Source organism: Nocardioides luti (genome assembly GCF_014212315.1).
GTDB lineage: Bacteria > Actinomycetota > Actinomycetes > Propionibacteriales > Nocardioidaceae > Nocardioides > Nocardioides luti.
Window position 1 is genome coordinate 1 of sequence record NZ_JACKXE010000001.1, and the last position, 16179, is coordinate 16179.

At 73.5% G+C, this 16179-nt stretch carries 13 protein-coding genes and 1 rRNA gene; 11 read left to right on the forward strand and 3 right to left on the reverse strand.

The window, feature by feature from the left end:
- Positions 1–215 precede the first annotated feature (215 nt).
- Both rrf and H5V45_RS00010 read left to right on the forward strand, forming a co-directional pair.
- Positions 216–332: ribosomal RNA gene (gene rrf, locus H5V45_RS00005) — 5S ribosomal RNA — on the forward strand.
- A 207-nt stretch (positions 333–539) separates the two neighbouring features.
- Entirely contained in the window at positions 540–905 is a 366-nt protein-coding gene (locus tag H5V45_RS00010) for a single-stranded DNA-binding protein (protein ID WP_185251038.1), read from the forward strand.
- Here H5V45_RS00010 and H5V45_RS00015 read toward each other — a convergent pair.
- Complete coding sequence (locus H5V45_RS00015) at positions 865–2004, reverse strand: DUF1015 family protein (protein WP_185251039.1); 1140 nt, start codon at positions 2002–2004, stop codon at positions 865–867. The genes H5V45_RS00010 and H5V45_RS00015 overlap by 41 nt on opposite strands.
- 63 nt (positions 2005–2067) lie before the next feature.
- On the opposite strand from H5V45_RS00015, the gene H5V45_RS00020 reads away from it, so the two are divergent.
- The 5 genes from H5V45_RS00020 to recN are packed head-to-tail and all read left to right on the forward strand — an operon-like array spanning position 2068 to position 6900.
- Positions 2068–3066: an HAD-IIA family hydrolase gene (locus H5V45_RS00020; protein WP_185251040.1), complete on the forward strand. Its 999-nt coding sequence runs from the start codon at positions 2068–2070 to the stop codon at positions 3064–3066.
- Between the two features lie 29 nt (positions 3067–3095).
- Entirely contained in the window at positions 3096–3311 is a 216-nt protein-coding gene (locus H5V45_RS00025) for a hypothetical protein (RefSeq protein WP_185251041.1), read from the forward strand.
- Between the two features lie 7 nt (positions 3312–3318).
- The gene (locus H5V45_RS00030) at positions 3319–4158 is read left to right on the forward strand and encodes a TlyA family rRNA (cytidine-2'-O)-methyltransferase (protein ID WP_185251042.1); all 840 of its coding nucleotides are present in this window, start codon (positions 3319–3321) and stop codon (positions 4156–4158) included.
- A 26-nt stretch (positions 4159–4184) separates the two neighbouring features.
- Complete coding sequence (locus H5V45_RS00035) at positions 4185–5147, forward strand: NAD kinase (protein ID WP_185254377.1); 963 nt, start codon at positions 4185–4187, stop codon at positions 5145–5147.
- Positions 5140–6900: a DNA repair protein RecN gene (gene recN, locus H5V45_RS00040; protein WP_185251043.1), complete on the forward strand. Its 1761-nt coding sequence runs from the start codon at positions 5140–5142 to the stop codon at positions 6898–6900. The genes H5V45_RS00035 and recN overlap by 8 nt, the downstream gene beginning before the upstream one ends.
- Here recN and H5V45_RS00045 read toward each other — a convergent pair.
- Positions 6884–8581, reverse strand: a complete 1698-nt coding sequence (locus H5V45_RS00045; protein ID WP_185251044.1) for an alpha,alpha-phosphotrehalase — start codon at positions 8579–8581, stop codon at positions 6884–6886. The genes recN and H5V45_RS00045 overlap by 17 nt on opposite strands.
- Before the next feature lie 93 nt (positions 8582–8674).
- Between H5V45_RS00045 and steA the strand changes: the two genes are divergently transcribed.
- The 3 genes from steA to pyrG are packed head-to-tail and all read left to right on the forward strand — an operon-like array spanning position 8675 to position 12427.
- The gene (steA, locus tag H5V45_RS00050) at positions 8675–9850 is read left to right on the forward strand and encodes a putative cytokinetic ring protein SteA (RefSeq protein ID WP_185251045.1); all 1176 of its coding nucleotides are present in this window, start codon (positions 8675–8677) and stop codon (positions 9848–9850) included.
- 10 nt (positions 9851–9860) lie between these two features.
- A complete protein-coding gene (locus tag H5V45_RS00055) occupies positions 9861–10724 on the forward strand; it encodes a copper transporter (RefSeq protein ID WP_185251046.1) in 864 nt (287 codons plus the stop codon).
- A gap of 11 nt (positions 10725–10735) precedes the next feature.
- Positions 10736–12427, forward strand: a complete 1692-nt coding sequence (gene pyrG / locus H5V45_RS00060) for a CTP synthase (RefSeq protein ID WP_185251047.1) — start codon at positions 10736–10738, stop codon at positions 12425–12427.
- Positions 12428–13024: 597 nt separating this feature from the next.
- On the opposite strand, the gene pepN is transcribed toward pyrG, so the two are convergent.
- Positions 13025–15475 carry an aminopeptidase N gene (gene pepN / locus H5V45_RS00065; protein WP_185251048.1) on the reverse strand — a complete coding sequence of 817 codons (2451 nt, stop codon included), beginning with the start codon at positions 15473–15475 and terminating at the stop codon, positions 13025–13027.
- A gap of 73 nt (positions 15476–15548) precedes the next feature.
- Here pepN and H5V45_RS00070 point away from each other — a divergent pair, with 73 nt between their 5' ends.
- Complete coding sequence (locus H5V45_RS00070; protein WP_185251049.1) at positions 15549–16169, forward strand: NUDIX domain-containing protein; 621 nt, start codon at positions 15549–15551, stop codon at positions 16167–16169.
- The last annotated feature ends 10 nt before the right edge of the window (positions 16170–16179 follow it).

Sequence of the window (16179 nt, forward strand, 5' to 3'; positions counted from 1 at the left end):
CTAATAGGCCGAGGGCTTGTCTTACACTCACTTTACTGAAACCACAACGACAAGTTGCCCCGCGATGTTCGCGTCCACGAACCAGACCACACCAGAACACCAAGTGTGTGATCAACTGAATAATGTGCACCCATAGATTTGGTGCCACCCCGCACCCACCACACCCCAACAGGGGTTGTCGGTGGAAGACAGGCCGGGGTGGTGACCGCAAGAGTTACGGCGGCCATAGCGAAAGGGAAACACCCGGTCCCATCCCGAACCCGGAAGTTAAGCCTTTCAGCGCCGATGGTACTGCAACCGCAAGGTTGTGGGAGAGTAGGACGCCGCCGGACATTCTTTTGAACAGGGCCATCCCTTCGGGGATGGCCCTGTTTGCATTTCCCGGGCAATTCCGTCGGACGTGGCGACGCTGACGGCTGGATCGTCGGCCCGGAAGCCGTCCCGCGTGCAGCTCCGTGCCGCGTTGTCCCCAGGCACGGCCGTGCCGGCTGCGCGTTGTCCCCGCCCACCGGTTGCGTGGGCGTCGGAGGTGATGTGCCATGACAGCACAGAGAGAAGTGGGCGACGACGTCGTCGTCGCGGTGAACGAGGTGCGCCTGGTCGGGAGGATCTCGCAGGCGCCGGAGCAGCGGACGCTGCCCAGCGGGGACGTCGTCTGGACCTTCCGGGTGGTGGTCGCCCGGCCGGCCGCGCAGGTGCGGTCCCGTCAGAGCGTCGACACCCTCGAGTGCGCGGTGTGGGGCGGTCGAGTCCGTCGCTCCGTGGCCGGGTGGGGTGCGGGCGACGTGGTCGAGGTGTCGGGAGCCCTGCGACGGCGGTTCTTCCGTGCCGGTGGGGCCACGGCGTCCCGTGTCGAGGTCGACGTCAGTGCCGGTCGGGTGCTCCGTCGAGCAGCGACCGGATGAGCACGCCGACGCTGGGCTTCGGCTGGAAGGAGGTGGCCTTCTCCGGGAGCAGCCGCCCGGCCGCCACGATCCGCAGCACCAGGTCGAAGTCCGGTGCGGGCATCAGCAGCGCCGTGCCCTTGCTCCGGGACAGGTGCGCCATCGCCTCCTCGACCGCGTGGTGGTAGCCGATCCGGGCGGGCTCGTCGGTCAGGGCGGGCACCAGCTGCTCGTGCAGGACCTCGACCGCGGCCCGCCCGTGGGGCACGGGGAGCGCGAGGGTCGCCCACGTGGTGCCGTCGGTCGCGGCCAGGCACCCGGGCGCGAGGGCGCCCACGGCGGCGGTCTCGGTCGTGCGGTGGAAGGTTGCTCCGATGCGGTCGCAGGCGTCGCGGAGGTCGTCGAGGCCGGTGCCCACGAGCACCCGGTGGATCGCGCCGAGGAAGAGCGGGGTCTCGTCCTGGTCGACGAGCATCGCGAGACCGAGGTCGTGGCTCCCACCGGGGTCGTCGCGCTGCAGGCGCAGGTAGGCGGCGTAGCGGTGATGGCCGTCCGCGATCAGGGCGCGCGACCCGGCGAGCGCCGCCTCCAGCGCGCCGAGGTCGTCGGGATCGGTGATCGCCCAGACCCGGTGCTCCTGCTCGGCCCGGTCCGTGAACTCGTGCGTGGGAGGCGCGGCGGCGACGCGCGCCAGCAGGGTCCGCACGGCGGCCGGCCCGCGGTGGACGAGGAGGATGGGCGCGGGATTCATCTGCATCTCGGCCATCCGCTCGGCGAGCTCCTCCGCCTGGGCCGGGTGCACGCCCTCGTGCGGGTAGACCGCCCGGTCGGCGCGCGAGGTGGCCCGGCGGGAGATGTCCAGCGCGCCGACGAGGCCGCGTACGACGATGCCGGCCACGGTGTACTCGTGCAGGTAGACCGCGGGCTCGGTGTCGTGGTGCACCAGACCGCGGCGCTCCCACGAGGTCAACCGCGCCGCGACGTCGCGGTAGGGGCGTGCGAAGGCCCGCGCGGACGACGGGTCGCCGATCCGGCTCGGCGAGAGCATGAGGCCGCGGAACGGGTACAGACGCAGCGGACCGGCGACGTACGGAGGCGTGACCACCGCGCTGGAGTCCATCGGAGCATCGTAGGGTGCCCCGACGCCCGGACACCGGGACGCCACGACCCCGAGGAGCCCCGCATGCTCGGCACGACCACCGAACCGCTGATCGCGGCGTACGACCTGGCCATGCTCGACCTCGACGGTGTGGTCTACGTGGGCGGCGAGGCGGTCCCCGGTGCGCCGGAGCACCTCGGTGAGGTGCGTACGAGCGGGATGCGGGTCGCCTTTGTCACCAACAACGCCTCGCGGCCCCCCGAGACCGTGGCCGAGCACCTGCGCGATCTCGGCGTCGAGGCCGGGACCGACGACGTCGTCACCTCCGCCCAGGCGGCCGCCCGGGTGCTCGCGGAGCGCTTCGGCGAGGGGGCGCGGGTCGTGCTGCTGGGGGCCGTGGGTCTCGAGCAGGCGCTGCGTGCCGAGGGGCTCGAGCCCGTGGAGGTGGCCGACGACGCGGTGGCGGTGGTGACGGGGTACGGCCCGGACGTCCTCTGGCGCGACATCATGCGGGCCGCGGTGCGGGTGAAGGACGGGCTGCCGTGGGTGGCGAGCAACACCGACTACACGATCCCGACGGGGTACGGCGTCGCTCCTGGCCACGGGGTGCTCGTGGAGACGCTGCAGAACTTCACGGGCGTCGAGCCCGTGGTGGCCGGCAAGCCGCAGCGGCCGCTGCTCGACGAGACCGTGCGCCGGGTCGGCGGCGAGCGGCCGCTGATGGTCGGCGACCGGCTCGACACCGACATCGAGGGAGCGCGCAACGCGGAGGTGGACTCCCTGCTCGTGCTGACCGGGGTGACCGGGCTCAGCGAGCTGGTCGCCGCCACCCCGGCCGAGCGGCCGACGTACCTCGCGCCCGACCTCGCCGGGCTGCTCGAGGCCCACGAGGCTCCCGACAGCGGTGACGACGGCTGGACGCTCGGCGGCTGGACCGGCCGGGTGGACGACGGCCGGCTGGCGGTCGAGGGCGAGGGCTCGGCGGGGGACTGGTGGCGGGTCGTCGCCGAGGCGTCGTGGGAGCACCTCGACGCTGCGGGCGAGCCGGCCGACACCTCCGGCCTGAGCGTGCCCGACGCCTGAGGCGGCCGCGCGGGCGGTAGCCTCGGACCATGAGCGAGACCGACCACGCGGACGAGCAGTACGACGGCTCCGACCCGTCGCCCGCCCCGGAGCCGGTGCGCACCGGCGTGGACCGGGTCGACACCGTCATCGCCGCCGTCGAGGCGCTCGAGGAGCGCCCGATCGAGGAGCACGTCGGCGTCTTCGAGAGCGCCCACGACCACCTGCGTCGCGCGCTGGACCACCAGCCCGCCGACCCCGCCTGACCCGCCCGTGCCTCCCCGTCGCCTCCGGCTCGACGCCGAGCTGGTCCGCCGCGGCCTGGCCCGCTCGCGCGAGCACGCCAGCGAGCTGATCGCGAACGGCCGGGTGAAGGTCTCCGGCGCGGTCGCGACCAAGCCCGCGACCGCGATCACCACCGACGTCGCGCTCGTGGTGTCGGAGAGCCCGGACGGACCCGACTACGTCTCCCGCGGCGGCCACAAGCTGGCGGGTGCGCTGGCGGCGTTCGGCCCGGCCGGCCTCGAGGTGCGGGGCCGACGCTGCCTCGACGCGGGAGCCTCGACCGGCGGCTTCACCGACGTGCTGCTGCGCGCGGACGCCGGGCAGGTGGTCGCGGTCGACGTGGGCTACGGCCAGCTCGCGTGGAAGCTCCGCCAGGACGACCGGGTCGTCGTGCACGACCGGATGAACGTCCGGGAGCTGACGACCGAGGCGATCGGCGGCCCCGTCGACGTGGTGGTCGGCGACCTCAGCTTCATCTCGCTCGAGCTCGTGCTGGACGCCCTGCTCGGCGTGACCGCCCCGGACGGCGACCTCGCGCTGATGGTCAAGCCCCAGTTCGAGGTCGGCAAGGACCGGGTCGGCAAGGGCGGAGTGGTGCGCGACCTCGACCTGAGGGCCGAGGCCGTCAACGGTGTCGCCGCGGCGGCCGCCCGCCGGGGCTGGGGCGCGCGCATGGTCGTGACCAGCCCGTTGCCCGGCCCGTCCGGCAACGTGGAGTTCTTCCTGTGGCTGCGCCGGGGGGACCCGACCATCGACGCCGACCACATCCACAGCGTCGTGGTGGCAGCCGACCCGTTGGGGGTCCCGGGTGAGAAGGTGGACCCGTGACCGACACCGCGCCGCCCGCTGCCCCCATGACGGGCCGGCGGGTCCTCATGCTGGCGCACACCGGCCGCGACGACGCGCGTGAGGTCTCGCGGGCCTTCTGCAAGGCGCTGACCAGCAACGGCATCGTGGTCCGGCTGCTCGCCAAGGAGGCCGCCGACCTCGGGCTCGACCAGGACCAGCTGGGTGCGGCCCTCGAGATCGCCGACAGCGAGGACGAGGCCGACACGGGGTGCGAGCTCGCCCTGGTCATCGGCGGCGACGGCACGATCCTGCGCGCCGCCGAGATCACCCACGCCAGCGGCACCCCGGTCCTGGGCGTGAACCTCGGGCACGTGGGCTTCCTGGCCGAGGCGGAGTACGACGACGTCGAGTCGACCATCGACGCGATCGTGCACAAGCGCTACACCACCGAGGACCGGCTCACCCTCGACGTCACCGTGCACCGCGACGGCGAGGTCGTGATGAGCACGTTCGCGCTCAACGAGGCCAGCGTCGAGAAGGCCGCCCGCGAGCGGATGCTCGAGGTCGTCGTCGAGGTCGACGGGCGTCCCCTCTCGCGCTGGGGCTGCGACGGCGTGGTCTGCGCGACCCCGACCGGCTCCACGGCGTACAACTTCAGCGCCGGCGGCCCCATCGTCTGGCCCGACGTCGAGGCGCTCCTGCTGGTCCCGATCAGCGCGCACGCGCTCTTCGCCCGGCCGCTCGTGGTGTCCCCGCACTCCGTGCTCGCCGTCGAGGTGCTGGCCCGCACCGAAGGGGCCGGCGTGCTGTGGTGCGACGGCCGTCGCGCGGTGGACCTGCCCCCGGGCGCCCGCATCGAGGTCCGTCGCGGGCCTCGCCCGGTCCGGCTGGTCCGGCTGCACCAGGCCCCGTTCGGCGACCGGCTCGTCGCGAAGTTCGGCCTGCCCGTCGAGGGCTGGCGCGGGTCCAGCGAGCGGCGCCGGCGGCTCGCGGCCGAGGGTGCCCCGGAGGACGCGTCCCGTGCTTGAGGAGATCCGGATCGGCTCGCTCGGCGTCATCGAGTCGTCGACGCTGGAGCTCGGCCCCGGGCTGACCGTCATCACCGGTGAGACCGGTGCCGGCAAGACCATGATCGTCACCGCCCTGGGCCTGCTGCTGGGCGGTCGGTCCGACAGCGGCGCGGTCCGCACGGGCGCCCGCTCCGCCCGCGTCGAGGGCGTCGTCCGGGTGGACGGCCTGCCCGACTTCGCCCGCGCGGTCGAGGACGCCGGCGGCGAGGTCGAGGACGGCATCGTCGTGCTCGCCCGCAACGTGTCGGCCGAGGGTCGCAGCCGGGCCTTCGTCGGCGGGGCGTCGGTCCCGGTCTCGGCGCTCGCCGAGGTCGCCGAGCCTCTGGTCGCCGTGCACGGCCAGTCCGACCAGCACCGGCTGCTGCGGCCGCGAGCCCAGCGCGAGGCGCTCGACCGCTTCGGCGGCGAGCACACGGCCGCGCTGGCGGCGACGTACGCCAGCCTCTTCCACGACCTCGACGCCACCGAGCGCGAGCTCGAGGAGGTCGTGGCGACCGCCCGCGACCGGGCCCGCGAGGCGGACCTGCTGCGCTTCGGCCTGACCGAGATCGAGGCGGTCTCGCCGGAGCCGGGGGAGGACGCGACGCTCGCGGCCGAGGAGACCCGGCTGGGCTTCGCCGACACGCTGCGCACCGCGGCCGAGCAGGCGCGCGAGGCGCTCTCAAGCGAGCAGGGCGACCCCGACACGCTGGCGACCGCCTCGGCGGCGCGGACGCTGCTCGACGGGGTCCGTGAGCACGATCCGGAGGCGGGGGAGCTGGCCGACCGGCTGGCCGAGATCACCTACCTGCTCTCCGACCTCGCGGCCGACGTCGCGTCGTACGCCGCCCGCATCGACACCGACCCGGCCCGGCTGGCCGGGGTCTCGGAGCGGCGCGCCGCGCTGACGGCACTCACCCGGAAGTACGGCGACACCATCGACGAGGTGCTCGCGTGGTCGGAGCAGTCGGCCACGCGACTGCTCGACCTCGACAACACCGACGGGCGCATCGAGGAGCTCCGCTCCGAGCAGCAGCGGCTGCGCGGCGAGCTGGCCGAGGCCGGTGCCGCGCTCTCCACGGCTCGCACCGCCTCGGCCGTCCGGCTCGCCGAGGAGGTCACCGCCGAGCTGACCCTGCTGGCGATGCCGCACGCCCGGCTCGAGATCAGCGTCGTGCAGCACGAGGTCGACCGCGCGAGCGCCGAGGCGGCCACGAGCCGCGGGCCGCTGAAGGTCGGCAAGCGCTGGCTGAAGTACGCCCCCTCCGGGCTCGACGAGGTCGAGCTGCTGCTGGCGGCGAACACCGGCTCCGAGCCGCGACCGCTGAACAAGGGCGCGTCCGGGGGTGAGCTGTCGCGCGTGATGCTGGCCCTCGAGGTCGCCCTCGCCGGGACCAGCCCCGTCCCGACGTTCGTCTTCGACGAGGTCGACGCCGGGGTCGGCGGCACTGCCGCCGTCGAGGTCGGGCGCCGCCTCGCGCAGCTGGCGCAGAACGCCCAGGTCCTGGTCGTGACGCACCTGCCCCAGGTCGCGGCGTACGCCGACCGCCACGTGGTGGTCGAGAAGTCGCACGACGGCACCGTCACGAGCTCGGGGCTCACCGTCCTCGACGACGACCAGCGTGAGCGGGAGCTCTCCCGGATGCTCGCCGGGCTCACCGACTCCGACACGGCCCTCGCGCACGCCCGCGAGCTGCTCGAGGTCGCCCAGCCGGCTAGGGCGCTGGGCTGAGGTAGATCCGGGCCTCCCAGCCCGCCAGCGTGCTGGTCGCGGGGCCGAGGACCGGCTCGTTCAGCGGCAGGTTGCCCAGCAGCAGGCGCGCGCCGTGCCAGTCCGGCAGGTCCAGCGCCAGCGGCTCGCGGCCGCAGTTGGCCACCACGAGCATTCGCTCGTCGGTGGTGGACCGGGTGTAGGCCCACAGGACCGGGTGGTCGAGCCCGATCGACGTCACGTCGCCCTCGACGAGGATCGGCAGCCGGTGCCGGAGGTCGATGAGGCGCCGGTAGTGCGCGAACACCGACGCGGGGTCGTCGACCTGCGCCGCGGCGTTGAGCCAGGTGTGGTTGGGGTTGACCGCGAGCCAGGGCGTGCCGGTCGTGAAGCCGGCGTGCGGCGAGGCGTCCCACTGCACGGGCGTCCGCGCGTTGTCGCGGCTGATGTGCGCCAGCCCCGTGAGCGCGGCCTCCTGGTCGCGGCCCCGCGCGACCACCTCGGCCCAGTAGTTGACCGCCTCGGTGTCGCGGTGCTCGCCGGCGCCGGCGAACGGGTAGTTCGTCATGCCGAGCTCTTCGCCCTGGTAGACGTACGGCGTGCCGCGCAGGCCGTGCAGGACGGTTGCGAGCGCCGTGGCCGAGGCGCGCCAGTACGCCGGGTCGTCGTCGCCGAAGCGGGACACCACGCGCGGCTGGTCGTGGTTGTTCCAGTAGAGGCTGTTCCAGCCGACGTCGGCAAGGGCGTCCTGCCAGCGGTGCAGGGACCGCTTGAGGACCGGGAGGTCGAGACCGACGTAGTCGAACTTGTCGTCGGGCCCCTGGTCGACGGTGACGTGCTCGAACTGGAAGACCATGTCGACCTCGCGCCGGGCCGGGTCGGTGTAGTCCCGGGCCCGCTCGGGCGTGACACCCGGCATCTCGCCGACGGTGAGGAAGTGGCCCTCGCGGCCGCCGAACACCTCCCGGGTCATCTCGGCCAGGTGCTCGTGCACCCGCGGCCCGTCCGCGAAGAGGTCGAAGGCGTTGACGAACTCCTGACCGGGCACGGGCGGGGCGTCCGGGAGCCCGTCCGGCTTGGAGATGAAGTTGATGACGTCCATCCGGAAGCCGTCCACCCCGCGGTCGAGCCACCAGCGCATCATCGCGTGCACAGCCGCCCGGACCTCGGGGTTCTCCCAGTTCAGGTCGGGCTGCTTGCGGTGGAAGAGGTGGAGGTAGGCCTGTCCGGTGGCCTGGTGGACCGTCCACGCCGGTCCGCCGAAGAACGAGCCCCAGTTGTTGGGGAGCGCTCCGTCCGGGGCGTCGCGCCAGACGTACCAGTCGCGCTTCGGGTTGTCCGGCGACGACGCCGACTCCACGAACCACGGGTGCTCGTCGGAGGTGTGGTTCACGACGAGGTCCATCACCAGCTTCATGCCGCGCGCGTGCAGCCCGGCGACCAGCTCGTCGAGCTGCTCGAGGGTGCCGAACAGCGGGTCGATGTCGCAGTAGTCGCTGATGTCGTAGCCGTTGTCGGCCTGCGGGGAGCGGTGCACGGGGGAGAGCCAGACGACGTCGACCCCGAGGCTCTCGAGGTGGTCGAGCCGGGCGATGATGCCGCCGAGGTCACCGATCCCGTCGCCGTCGGAGTCGGCGAAGCTGCGGGGGTAGATCTGGTAGACCACGGCGGAGGCCCACCAGGCGCGCGTCTCGGTGCTCACCACCCGCACTCTTCCAGATGCCGGCCGCTCCCGACGCGCCCGGACCCGTGGGTTGCGGAGACGCCGTACGACCGGCTGAGACGATGGACGGTCATGAAATTCGCCCCTCGACAACGTCCCCCCGCCCCCCTGCCCGGACTCGTCGGCACCGCGCGCGTCGAGCGCCGGACGCACACCCTGCTGCCGCGCCTGCGGCCCGGCGACCTCGCGGTGCTCGACCACCTCGACATGGACCGGGCCACCGCCCAGGGCCTCGTCGACGCCGGCGTGAGCGCCGTGGTCAACGCCTCGCCGATGATCTCCGGGCGCTACGCGAACCTCGGCCCCGAGGTCCTCGCCGACGCCGGCATCCTGCTGCTCGACGGCGTCGGCGCCCCGGCGCTCGGCGCGATCAAGGACGGCAGCACGGTGCGCGTCCACGACGCCACGGTGTACGTCGACGACGAGCCGGTCGCCACCGGCCGGGTCGTCGACGCCGACCTGGTGCGCGCCGAGATGGCCGAGGCCCGCAGCGGCCTCGCGACCCAGCTCGCGACCTTCACGCACAACAGCGCGGCCTTCCTCCGTCGCGAGGAGGACCTGCTCCTGCACGGGCGGGGCCTGCCCCGCCCCGCCACCCGGATCGCCGGACGCGCCGCCGTGGTCGTGGTCCGCGGGCACGAGTGGGAGCGCGAGCTCGCCGCGATCCGGCCGTTCCTGCGCGAGCAGGAGCCGGTGCTGATCGGGGTCGGGCGCGGTGCCGACCTGCTGCGTGCGGCCGGGCACCGGCCCGACCTCGTGGTGCTGGACGCCCGGGCGGAGGAGGCGGACCGCCCCGACGCCGCGACCCTGCGGGCGGCCCGCGACGTCGTCGTCCGCGTCGACCGGGGGGCCGACCGCGCCGCGACCGACCAGCTCGAGCGGCTCGGCGTACGCCCCCTGCGCATCGAGACCGCGGCGACCTGCGAGGACGCGGCGCTGCTGCTGGCCGACGCCGGGCGCGCCTCGGTCATCGTCGGCGTGGGCATGCACGCCACGCTCGACGAGCTCCTCGACCGCCAGCGCTCCGGCCTGGCCAGCACCTACCTGACCCGGCTCAAGGTCGGGCCGCGGCTGGTCGACGCGACCGCCGTGCCGTACCTCTACTCCGGCCGGGTCCGCCCGCGCCACCTCTTCTCCGTGATGCTCGCCGGTCTGGTCGCCCTCGGCGCCGCCGTCGCCGTCACCCCGGTCGGGCACGAGTGGGCGACGACGCTCGCCGCCGCGCTGTCCGACCTCGTCAACTCGTGAGGACCCCGCTGTGATCACCTACCGCCACCACATCACCACCCTCGTGGCCGTCTTCCTGGCCCTCGCCGTCGGCGTCGTGCTCGGGGGCGGCCCCCTGACCGACCTCGGCCGGGAGCCGAGCGTCGCCCCGGCCCGGGCCGGGGCGACCCGGGACGCCCGTGAGCTCGCCGGCTTCGGCGACGACTTCGCCGCAGCCGGGGCGGCCACGCTCTACGACGACCGGCTGCGCGACCACGCCGTCGCCGTGCTGACGCTGCCCGGCGCCGACGACGACGTCGTCGGCGCGCTGACCCAGCAGGTCGAGGAGGCCGGCGGCACGGTGGCCGGGACGTACGCCGCCCGGCCGTCGCTCGTCGCGCCGGGGGAGAAGTCCCTCGTCGACACCCTCGGCAGCCAGCTGATGACGCAGCTGGGCGACGGTGCGGTGGCGAGCGACGCCTCGACGTACGTCCGCGCCGGTCAGCTGGCCGGTCTGGCGATGGCCACGGGCGACGTCCCCGCGGACGACGCGAGCTCGGTGCGGCAGAGCCTCGCCGGCGCCGAGCTGCTCACCTCGCCCGAGAAGCCGAAGGCGGCCGACCTGGTGCTCGTCGTCCTCGGCACCGCCACGGACGACGCGATCGTGTCCGGGCTGGTCGACGGGCTGGCCGCGAAGGCGACCGGCGTCGTCGTCGCCGGGGACACCGACTCTGCCGCCTCCGGCGACCTGGCCGGCGTACGCCGTGAGCCGGTCGGGCAGGACGTCGCGACCGTCGACGGGGTGGAGGCGCCGCTCGGCCAGGTCACCGCCGTGCTCGCCCTTGCCCGGTCGCTGACCGTGCAGGGCGGATCCTTCGGAGCGTCGGGTTCGGACGGAGCGGTTCCTCTGGGATAGCATGAAGTCCCGTGAAGAGCGCTGCGCAAACCAAGCATGTTTTCGTGACCGGAGGCGTCGCCTCGTCCCTCGGGAAGGGACTCACGGCCTCGAGCCTCGGCAGCCTCCTGAGGTCGCGCGGGCTCCGGGTGACCATGCAGAAGCTGGACCCCTACCTCAACGTCGACCCCGGGACGATGAACCCGTTCCAGCACGGCGAGGTCTTCGTGACCGACGACGGCGCCGAGACCGACCTCGACATCGGCCACTACGAGCGCTTCCTCGACACCAACCTGTCCCAGATCGCCAACGTCACGACCGGGCAGGTCTACTCGAGCGTGATCGCCAAGGAGCGCCGCGGCGACTACCTCGGTGACACCGTCCAGGTCATCCCGCACATCACGAACGAGATCAAGGACCGGATCCTCGCGATGGGCTCGGCCGACGTCGACGTCGTCATCACCGAGGTCGGCGGCACCGTCGGCGACATCGAGTCGCTGCCGTTCCTCGAGGCCGCGCGCCAGGTCCGCCACGACATCGGCCGCGACAACGTCTTCTTCCTGCACGTCTCCCTGGTGCCCTACATCGGCCCGTCCGGCGAGCTCAAGACCAAGCCCACGCAGCACTCCGTCGCCGCCCTGCGCCAGGTCGGCATCCAGCCCGACGCGGTGGTCTGCCGCGCGGACCGCGAGCTCCCGCAGTCGATCAAGCGCAAGATCTCGCTGATGTGCGACGTCGACGAGGAGGCCGTCGTCACCGCGGCCGACGCCCCGTCGATCTACGACATCCCCAAGGTCCTGCACCGCGAGGGGCTCGACGCCTACGTCGTACGCCGGCTCGACCTGCCCTTCCGCGACGTCGACTGGACGCTCTGGGACGACCTGCTCCGCCGGGTGCACCACCCCAAGGAGGAGGTGACGGTCGCGCTGGTCGGCAAGTACATCGACCTGCCCGACGCCTATCTCTCCGTCGGCGAGGCGCTCCGGGCCGGTGGGTTCGCCCACGAGGCGAAGGTGCAGATCCGCTGGATCCCGTCCGACGAGTGCGAGACGCCGGCCGGCGCCGCCCGCCAGCTCAGCGACGTCGACGCGATCTGCGTGCCCGGCGGCTTCGGCATCCGCGGCATCGAGGGCAAGCTCGGCGCCCTCACCTATGCCCGCACCCACGGCATCCCGACGCTCGGCCTGTGCCTGGGCCTGCAGTGCATGGTCATCGAGTACTCCCGCAGCGTCGCCGGCCTCGAGAAGGCCGCGTCCACCGAGTTCGACCCCGACTGCCCCGAGCCCGTCATCGCGACCATGGAGGAGCAGAAGTCGTTCGTCGAGGGCGCCGGGGACCTGGGCGGCACCATGCGGCTCGGGCTCTACCCGGCCCGGCTCAAGGAGGGCTCGGTGGTGCGCGCGGCGTACGGCGAGGCCGAGATCGAGGAGCGCCACCGGCACCGCTACGAGGTCAACAACTCCTACCGCGAGCAGCTCGAGGCCGCCGGGCTCGTCTTCTCAGGCACGTCCCCGGACAACAACCTCGTCGAGTTCGTCGAGCTGCCGAAGGACGTCCACCCGTACTACGTCTCCACCCAGGCGCACCCCGAGCTCCGCTCCCGCCCGACCCGCCCGCACCCGCTCTTCGCCGGGCTCGTCGGCGCCGCGATCGAGCGGCAGCGCGAGCTCCGCTTCCCGATCGACGAGTCGCTGCTGCGGCGCGCTGACGCGGACGAGGAGTGAGCCGCGGTCGCGGCTGATCGGACCAGCGGCTCGGTCGCGCTGACTCCGGTCGGTCGGGCCTGTTCATGGGGGCGAGGGGCCGCTGCGCGCCCCTGTGGGACCACGCAGGCTCGCCGTGTCGTCGCGCGATGTCGGCGGTCGCGTCACCGTGGGCGTTCAGCGCGACGCCACGCCTCGTTTTAGCGTGGCTCCCACAGGCCCGCGCAACCGCCCCGCGCCCCAGGGCAGGCCCGACCGCCCGCGGGTCCCGACCTCGCCGCTGCGCGGGTGGGTGGGATGAGGTGGGTGATCCACCACCCTTCACCTCCCCACAGGGGATGACCGACGGTGCGTGCTGCGCTGGTCGACGGCTGGATGGCGGCGCGGACCGGACGGCGCCGGACGGAGTCCGGGCGGCGGAGGGACACGGCGGACGGTGGCTGGGACTGGCCCCCCTGGAGCGACGAAGGAGCGGAAGGGGTGGTTCCCGGCCGCCGTGTCCCTCCGACGCACGGGCGGAGGCCGGTGCCGGGAGGTCCGGGTCGGCAGCCCCGGAGGGCCGACCGCCCGGAGCCCGGTCGACGGAGGGAGAGCAGCCGTTGCGCGCCGCCGCGCGCCTCAGCCGCGGGCGCGGAGGACTCGCCTGAGGGTGTCGGCGCTGGTGAGGAGCTCGCCGCGGATGGTGGGGTTCTGGCCGTCGCGGTGGGCGATCTCGAGGGCGCGGTCGAGGTAGGCCTGGTCGGCGGTGCTCGGGGCGGTGGCGCGGATGAGGGAGCCGACCGTGAGCATGCCGCCCTCGGCGGAGAGCTTCTCGATCTCGTCGAGGTAGCGGTGCGCCCACGGGACGAGGAGCTCGTGCTGGGCGGGGCGCCAGAAGCTCGTGGCGAGCCCGAAGAGGGGCATCCCGGAGGGGATGGCCTTCTCGTCGTAGATCTGGGCCCAGACCTCGGCCTTGGCCTCGTCGTCGGCGCGGGCCGCCAGGACGCCGAGCGCCCGGACGAAGGAGTCCGGGTCGGGGTCGCGCTCCTGGAGGGCCTCGACCGCGGCGGCGTCGTAGTCGCCGAGCGCGGAGCGCCGGGCCAGGACCCGCCAGGTAAGGTCGACGTCGTCGGCGGCGGCCGCGTCGAGGATCGCGAAGTGCTCCTCGGTGCTGGCCGAGGCCGCGAGGGTGCGCAGGGCGGGGGAGCGGTGGTCGGGCTCCTCGGCCAGCGCGGCGGCGACGTCGGCCAGGCGGGCCAGCTGGGCCGGGATGCTGACCGTGGGGCTCCACTGCTCGGCGGCCTTGAGCGCCATCTGGAGGAACGGCTCGACCACGCCGGCGCTGCGCTCGACCTCGAGCACGCCCAGGACGCAGGTGAGCAGCTCGTCGGTGGAGAGCTCGCCGTGCTGCAGCATGTTCCACGCCGTGGAGACCGCGACGGCGCGCGAGATCGGCTCGGGGAGCCCGCCGGCCGAGGCCAGCATCGTGCGCAGGGACTTCTCGTCGGTGCGGGTGGCCGCGAAGGTCAGGTCGGAGTCGTTGACGAGGTAGAGGTCCGCCTCGTCGGGCAGCCCCTCGACGGCGGTACGCGGGCCGTCGGTGTCGACGTACGCCGTGCCGACCTTCTCGAGGGCCTCGCCGGCCTGGCGGTAGACGCCGATCTCGAGGTGGTGCGGGCGGGCGTCGTCGCCGTCGGGGCCGGTCGCGAGGACCTCCCCGTCGGTGAGCGTCAGGGTGTCGGTGCCGGCGCGGTCGAACCACGCCGTCGTCCAGTCGGACAGGTCGCGACCGGCGGCGTCGCCCACCGCGGACATCAGGTCGGCGAGCACGGTGTTGCCCCAGGCGTGCTCGCGGAAGTAGGCGCGCAGGCCCTCGACGAACGCGTCCTCGCCGACCGTCGCGACGAGCTGCTTGAGGACGCTCTCGCCCTTGACGTAGGTGATCGCGTCGAAGTTCGCCATCGCCTGCGCCACGTTGGGGACGTCGCCGCGGATCGGGTGCGACGCGGGGCCCATGTCGGCGGCGTACCCGGTGAGCTTGGACTGCGCGAGGAAGGTCGACCAGCCGTCGATGAACGGCGTCGCGTTGACGCTGGCCCAGGTGGCCGCCCACGAGGCGAAGGCCTCATTGAGCCAGAGGTCGTCCCACCACTGCATGGTGACGAGGTCGCCGAACCACATGTGCGCCATCTCGTGCAGCAGCACCGAGGCGACGACGGCCTTCTGGCCGTGGGTGGGCTCGGAGCGGAAGAGCACGCTGTCGGTCCAGGTGACGCAGCCCCAGTTCTCCATCGCGCCGCCCATGTTGGGCACGAAGACCTGGTCGTAGCGGCGCTGCGGGAACGGCTGCGCGAAGCGCTCGCCGAAGAACGCGAGGCCGTTCGCGGTGTGGTCGAAGAGGTCCTGGGCGTCCCGCTCGAGGAAGGGCCGCAGCGACTGGCGGCAGTAGAGGCCGAGGCTGTGGTCGCCGCGCTCCTCGCGGATCTCGTGGAACGGCCCGGCGTTCACGACCACGACGTACGTCGACAGCGGGGGCGTGTCCGGGTAGGTCCAGACCCGGCCGCCGTCGGGCGCGTCCTCGACCGAGGTCGGGCCGTTGTTGCTGGTGACCGTCCAGGTCTCCGGGGCGGAGACGGTGAACGCGTGCGGGGCCTTGAGGTCGGGCTGGTCGAAGCAGGCCCAGGCGCGGCGGGCGTCGTCGGCCTCGAAGGACGTCCAGACGTAGACGAGCTTGTCCGAGGGGTCCACCGAGCGCAGGATGCCGTTGCCCGAGCCGGTGTCGGACTGGGCGGCGGCGACGACGAGGACGTTCTCGGCGGCCAGGTCGGGCAGCAGGATCCGGCCCCCGCTGACGGTGGCGAGGTCGAGCTCGCGGCCGTTGAGGGTGGCGGAGCGGACGTCGGCGACGCAGTCGACGAAGGTGCTGGCGCCCGGCGTGTGGCAGCGGAACGTGATCGTCGAGACGGACTCCAGGACCTCGCCCTCGAAGAGCCCGCGCAGGTCCACCGCGATGTCGTAGCGGTCGACGGCGAGCAGAGCGGTGCGCTCCTCGGCCTCGGTGCGGGTCAGGCTCAGCGTGGTGTCGCTCATCGGTGTCCCCTTCGTCCCGACGGGCCGTCCGATCGGTCCCGTCGCGTTCGGCGGCCACGGTAGCGTCACCGCCATGGCGACGCCCCCCGACACCTCGCGCGACGGCGCCACGCCGGTCCTCGCGGACAGCCCCGAGTCCTGGCCGGTCGTGTCGTCGACCGACCTGCACCGCGACGGGTGGGTGATGGCCCTCCGGGCCGATCTCGTACGTCGTCCCGGCTCGTCCGACGAGGAGCCGTTCCGCCGGCTGGTCCTGGAGCACCCGGGCGCCTGCATCGTGCTGGCGCTCGACGAGGACGACCGGGTGCTGTGCCTCGAGCAGTACCGCCACCCGGCGCAGCGTCGCTTCGTCGAGCTGCCCGCCGGGCTCATCGACCAGGAGGGCGAGGACCCGGTCGAGGTCGCCCGCCGGGAGCTGCGCGAGGAGGCGGGGCTCGAGGCCGGGCAGTGGACGCACCTGACCTCGACGTACTCCTCGCCCGGCATCATCGCCGAGCTCATGCACTTCTACCTGGCCCGGGACCTGACCCCGGTCGGGCGCGGCGACTTCGTGCTGGAGCACGAGGAGGCCGACATGGAGACCTTCTGGGTGCCGTTCGCCGACCTGCACGCCGCCGTGCTCGCCGGAGACGTGGGCGACGCGCCGGTGGTGCTCGCGGTGCTGCTGGCCGCGGCACGCGGTCTCGTGGGGTGACACTGGTCCC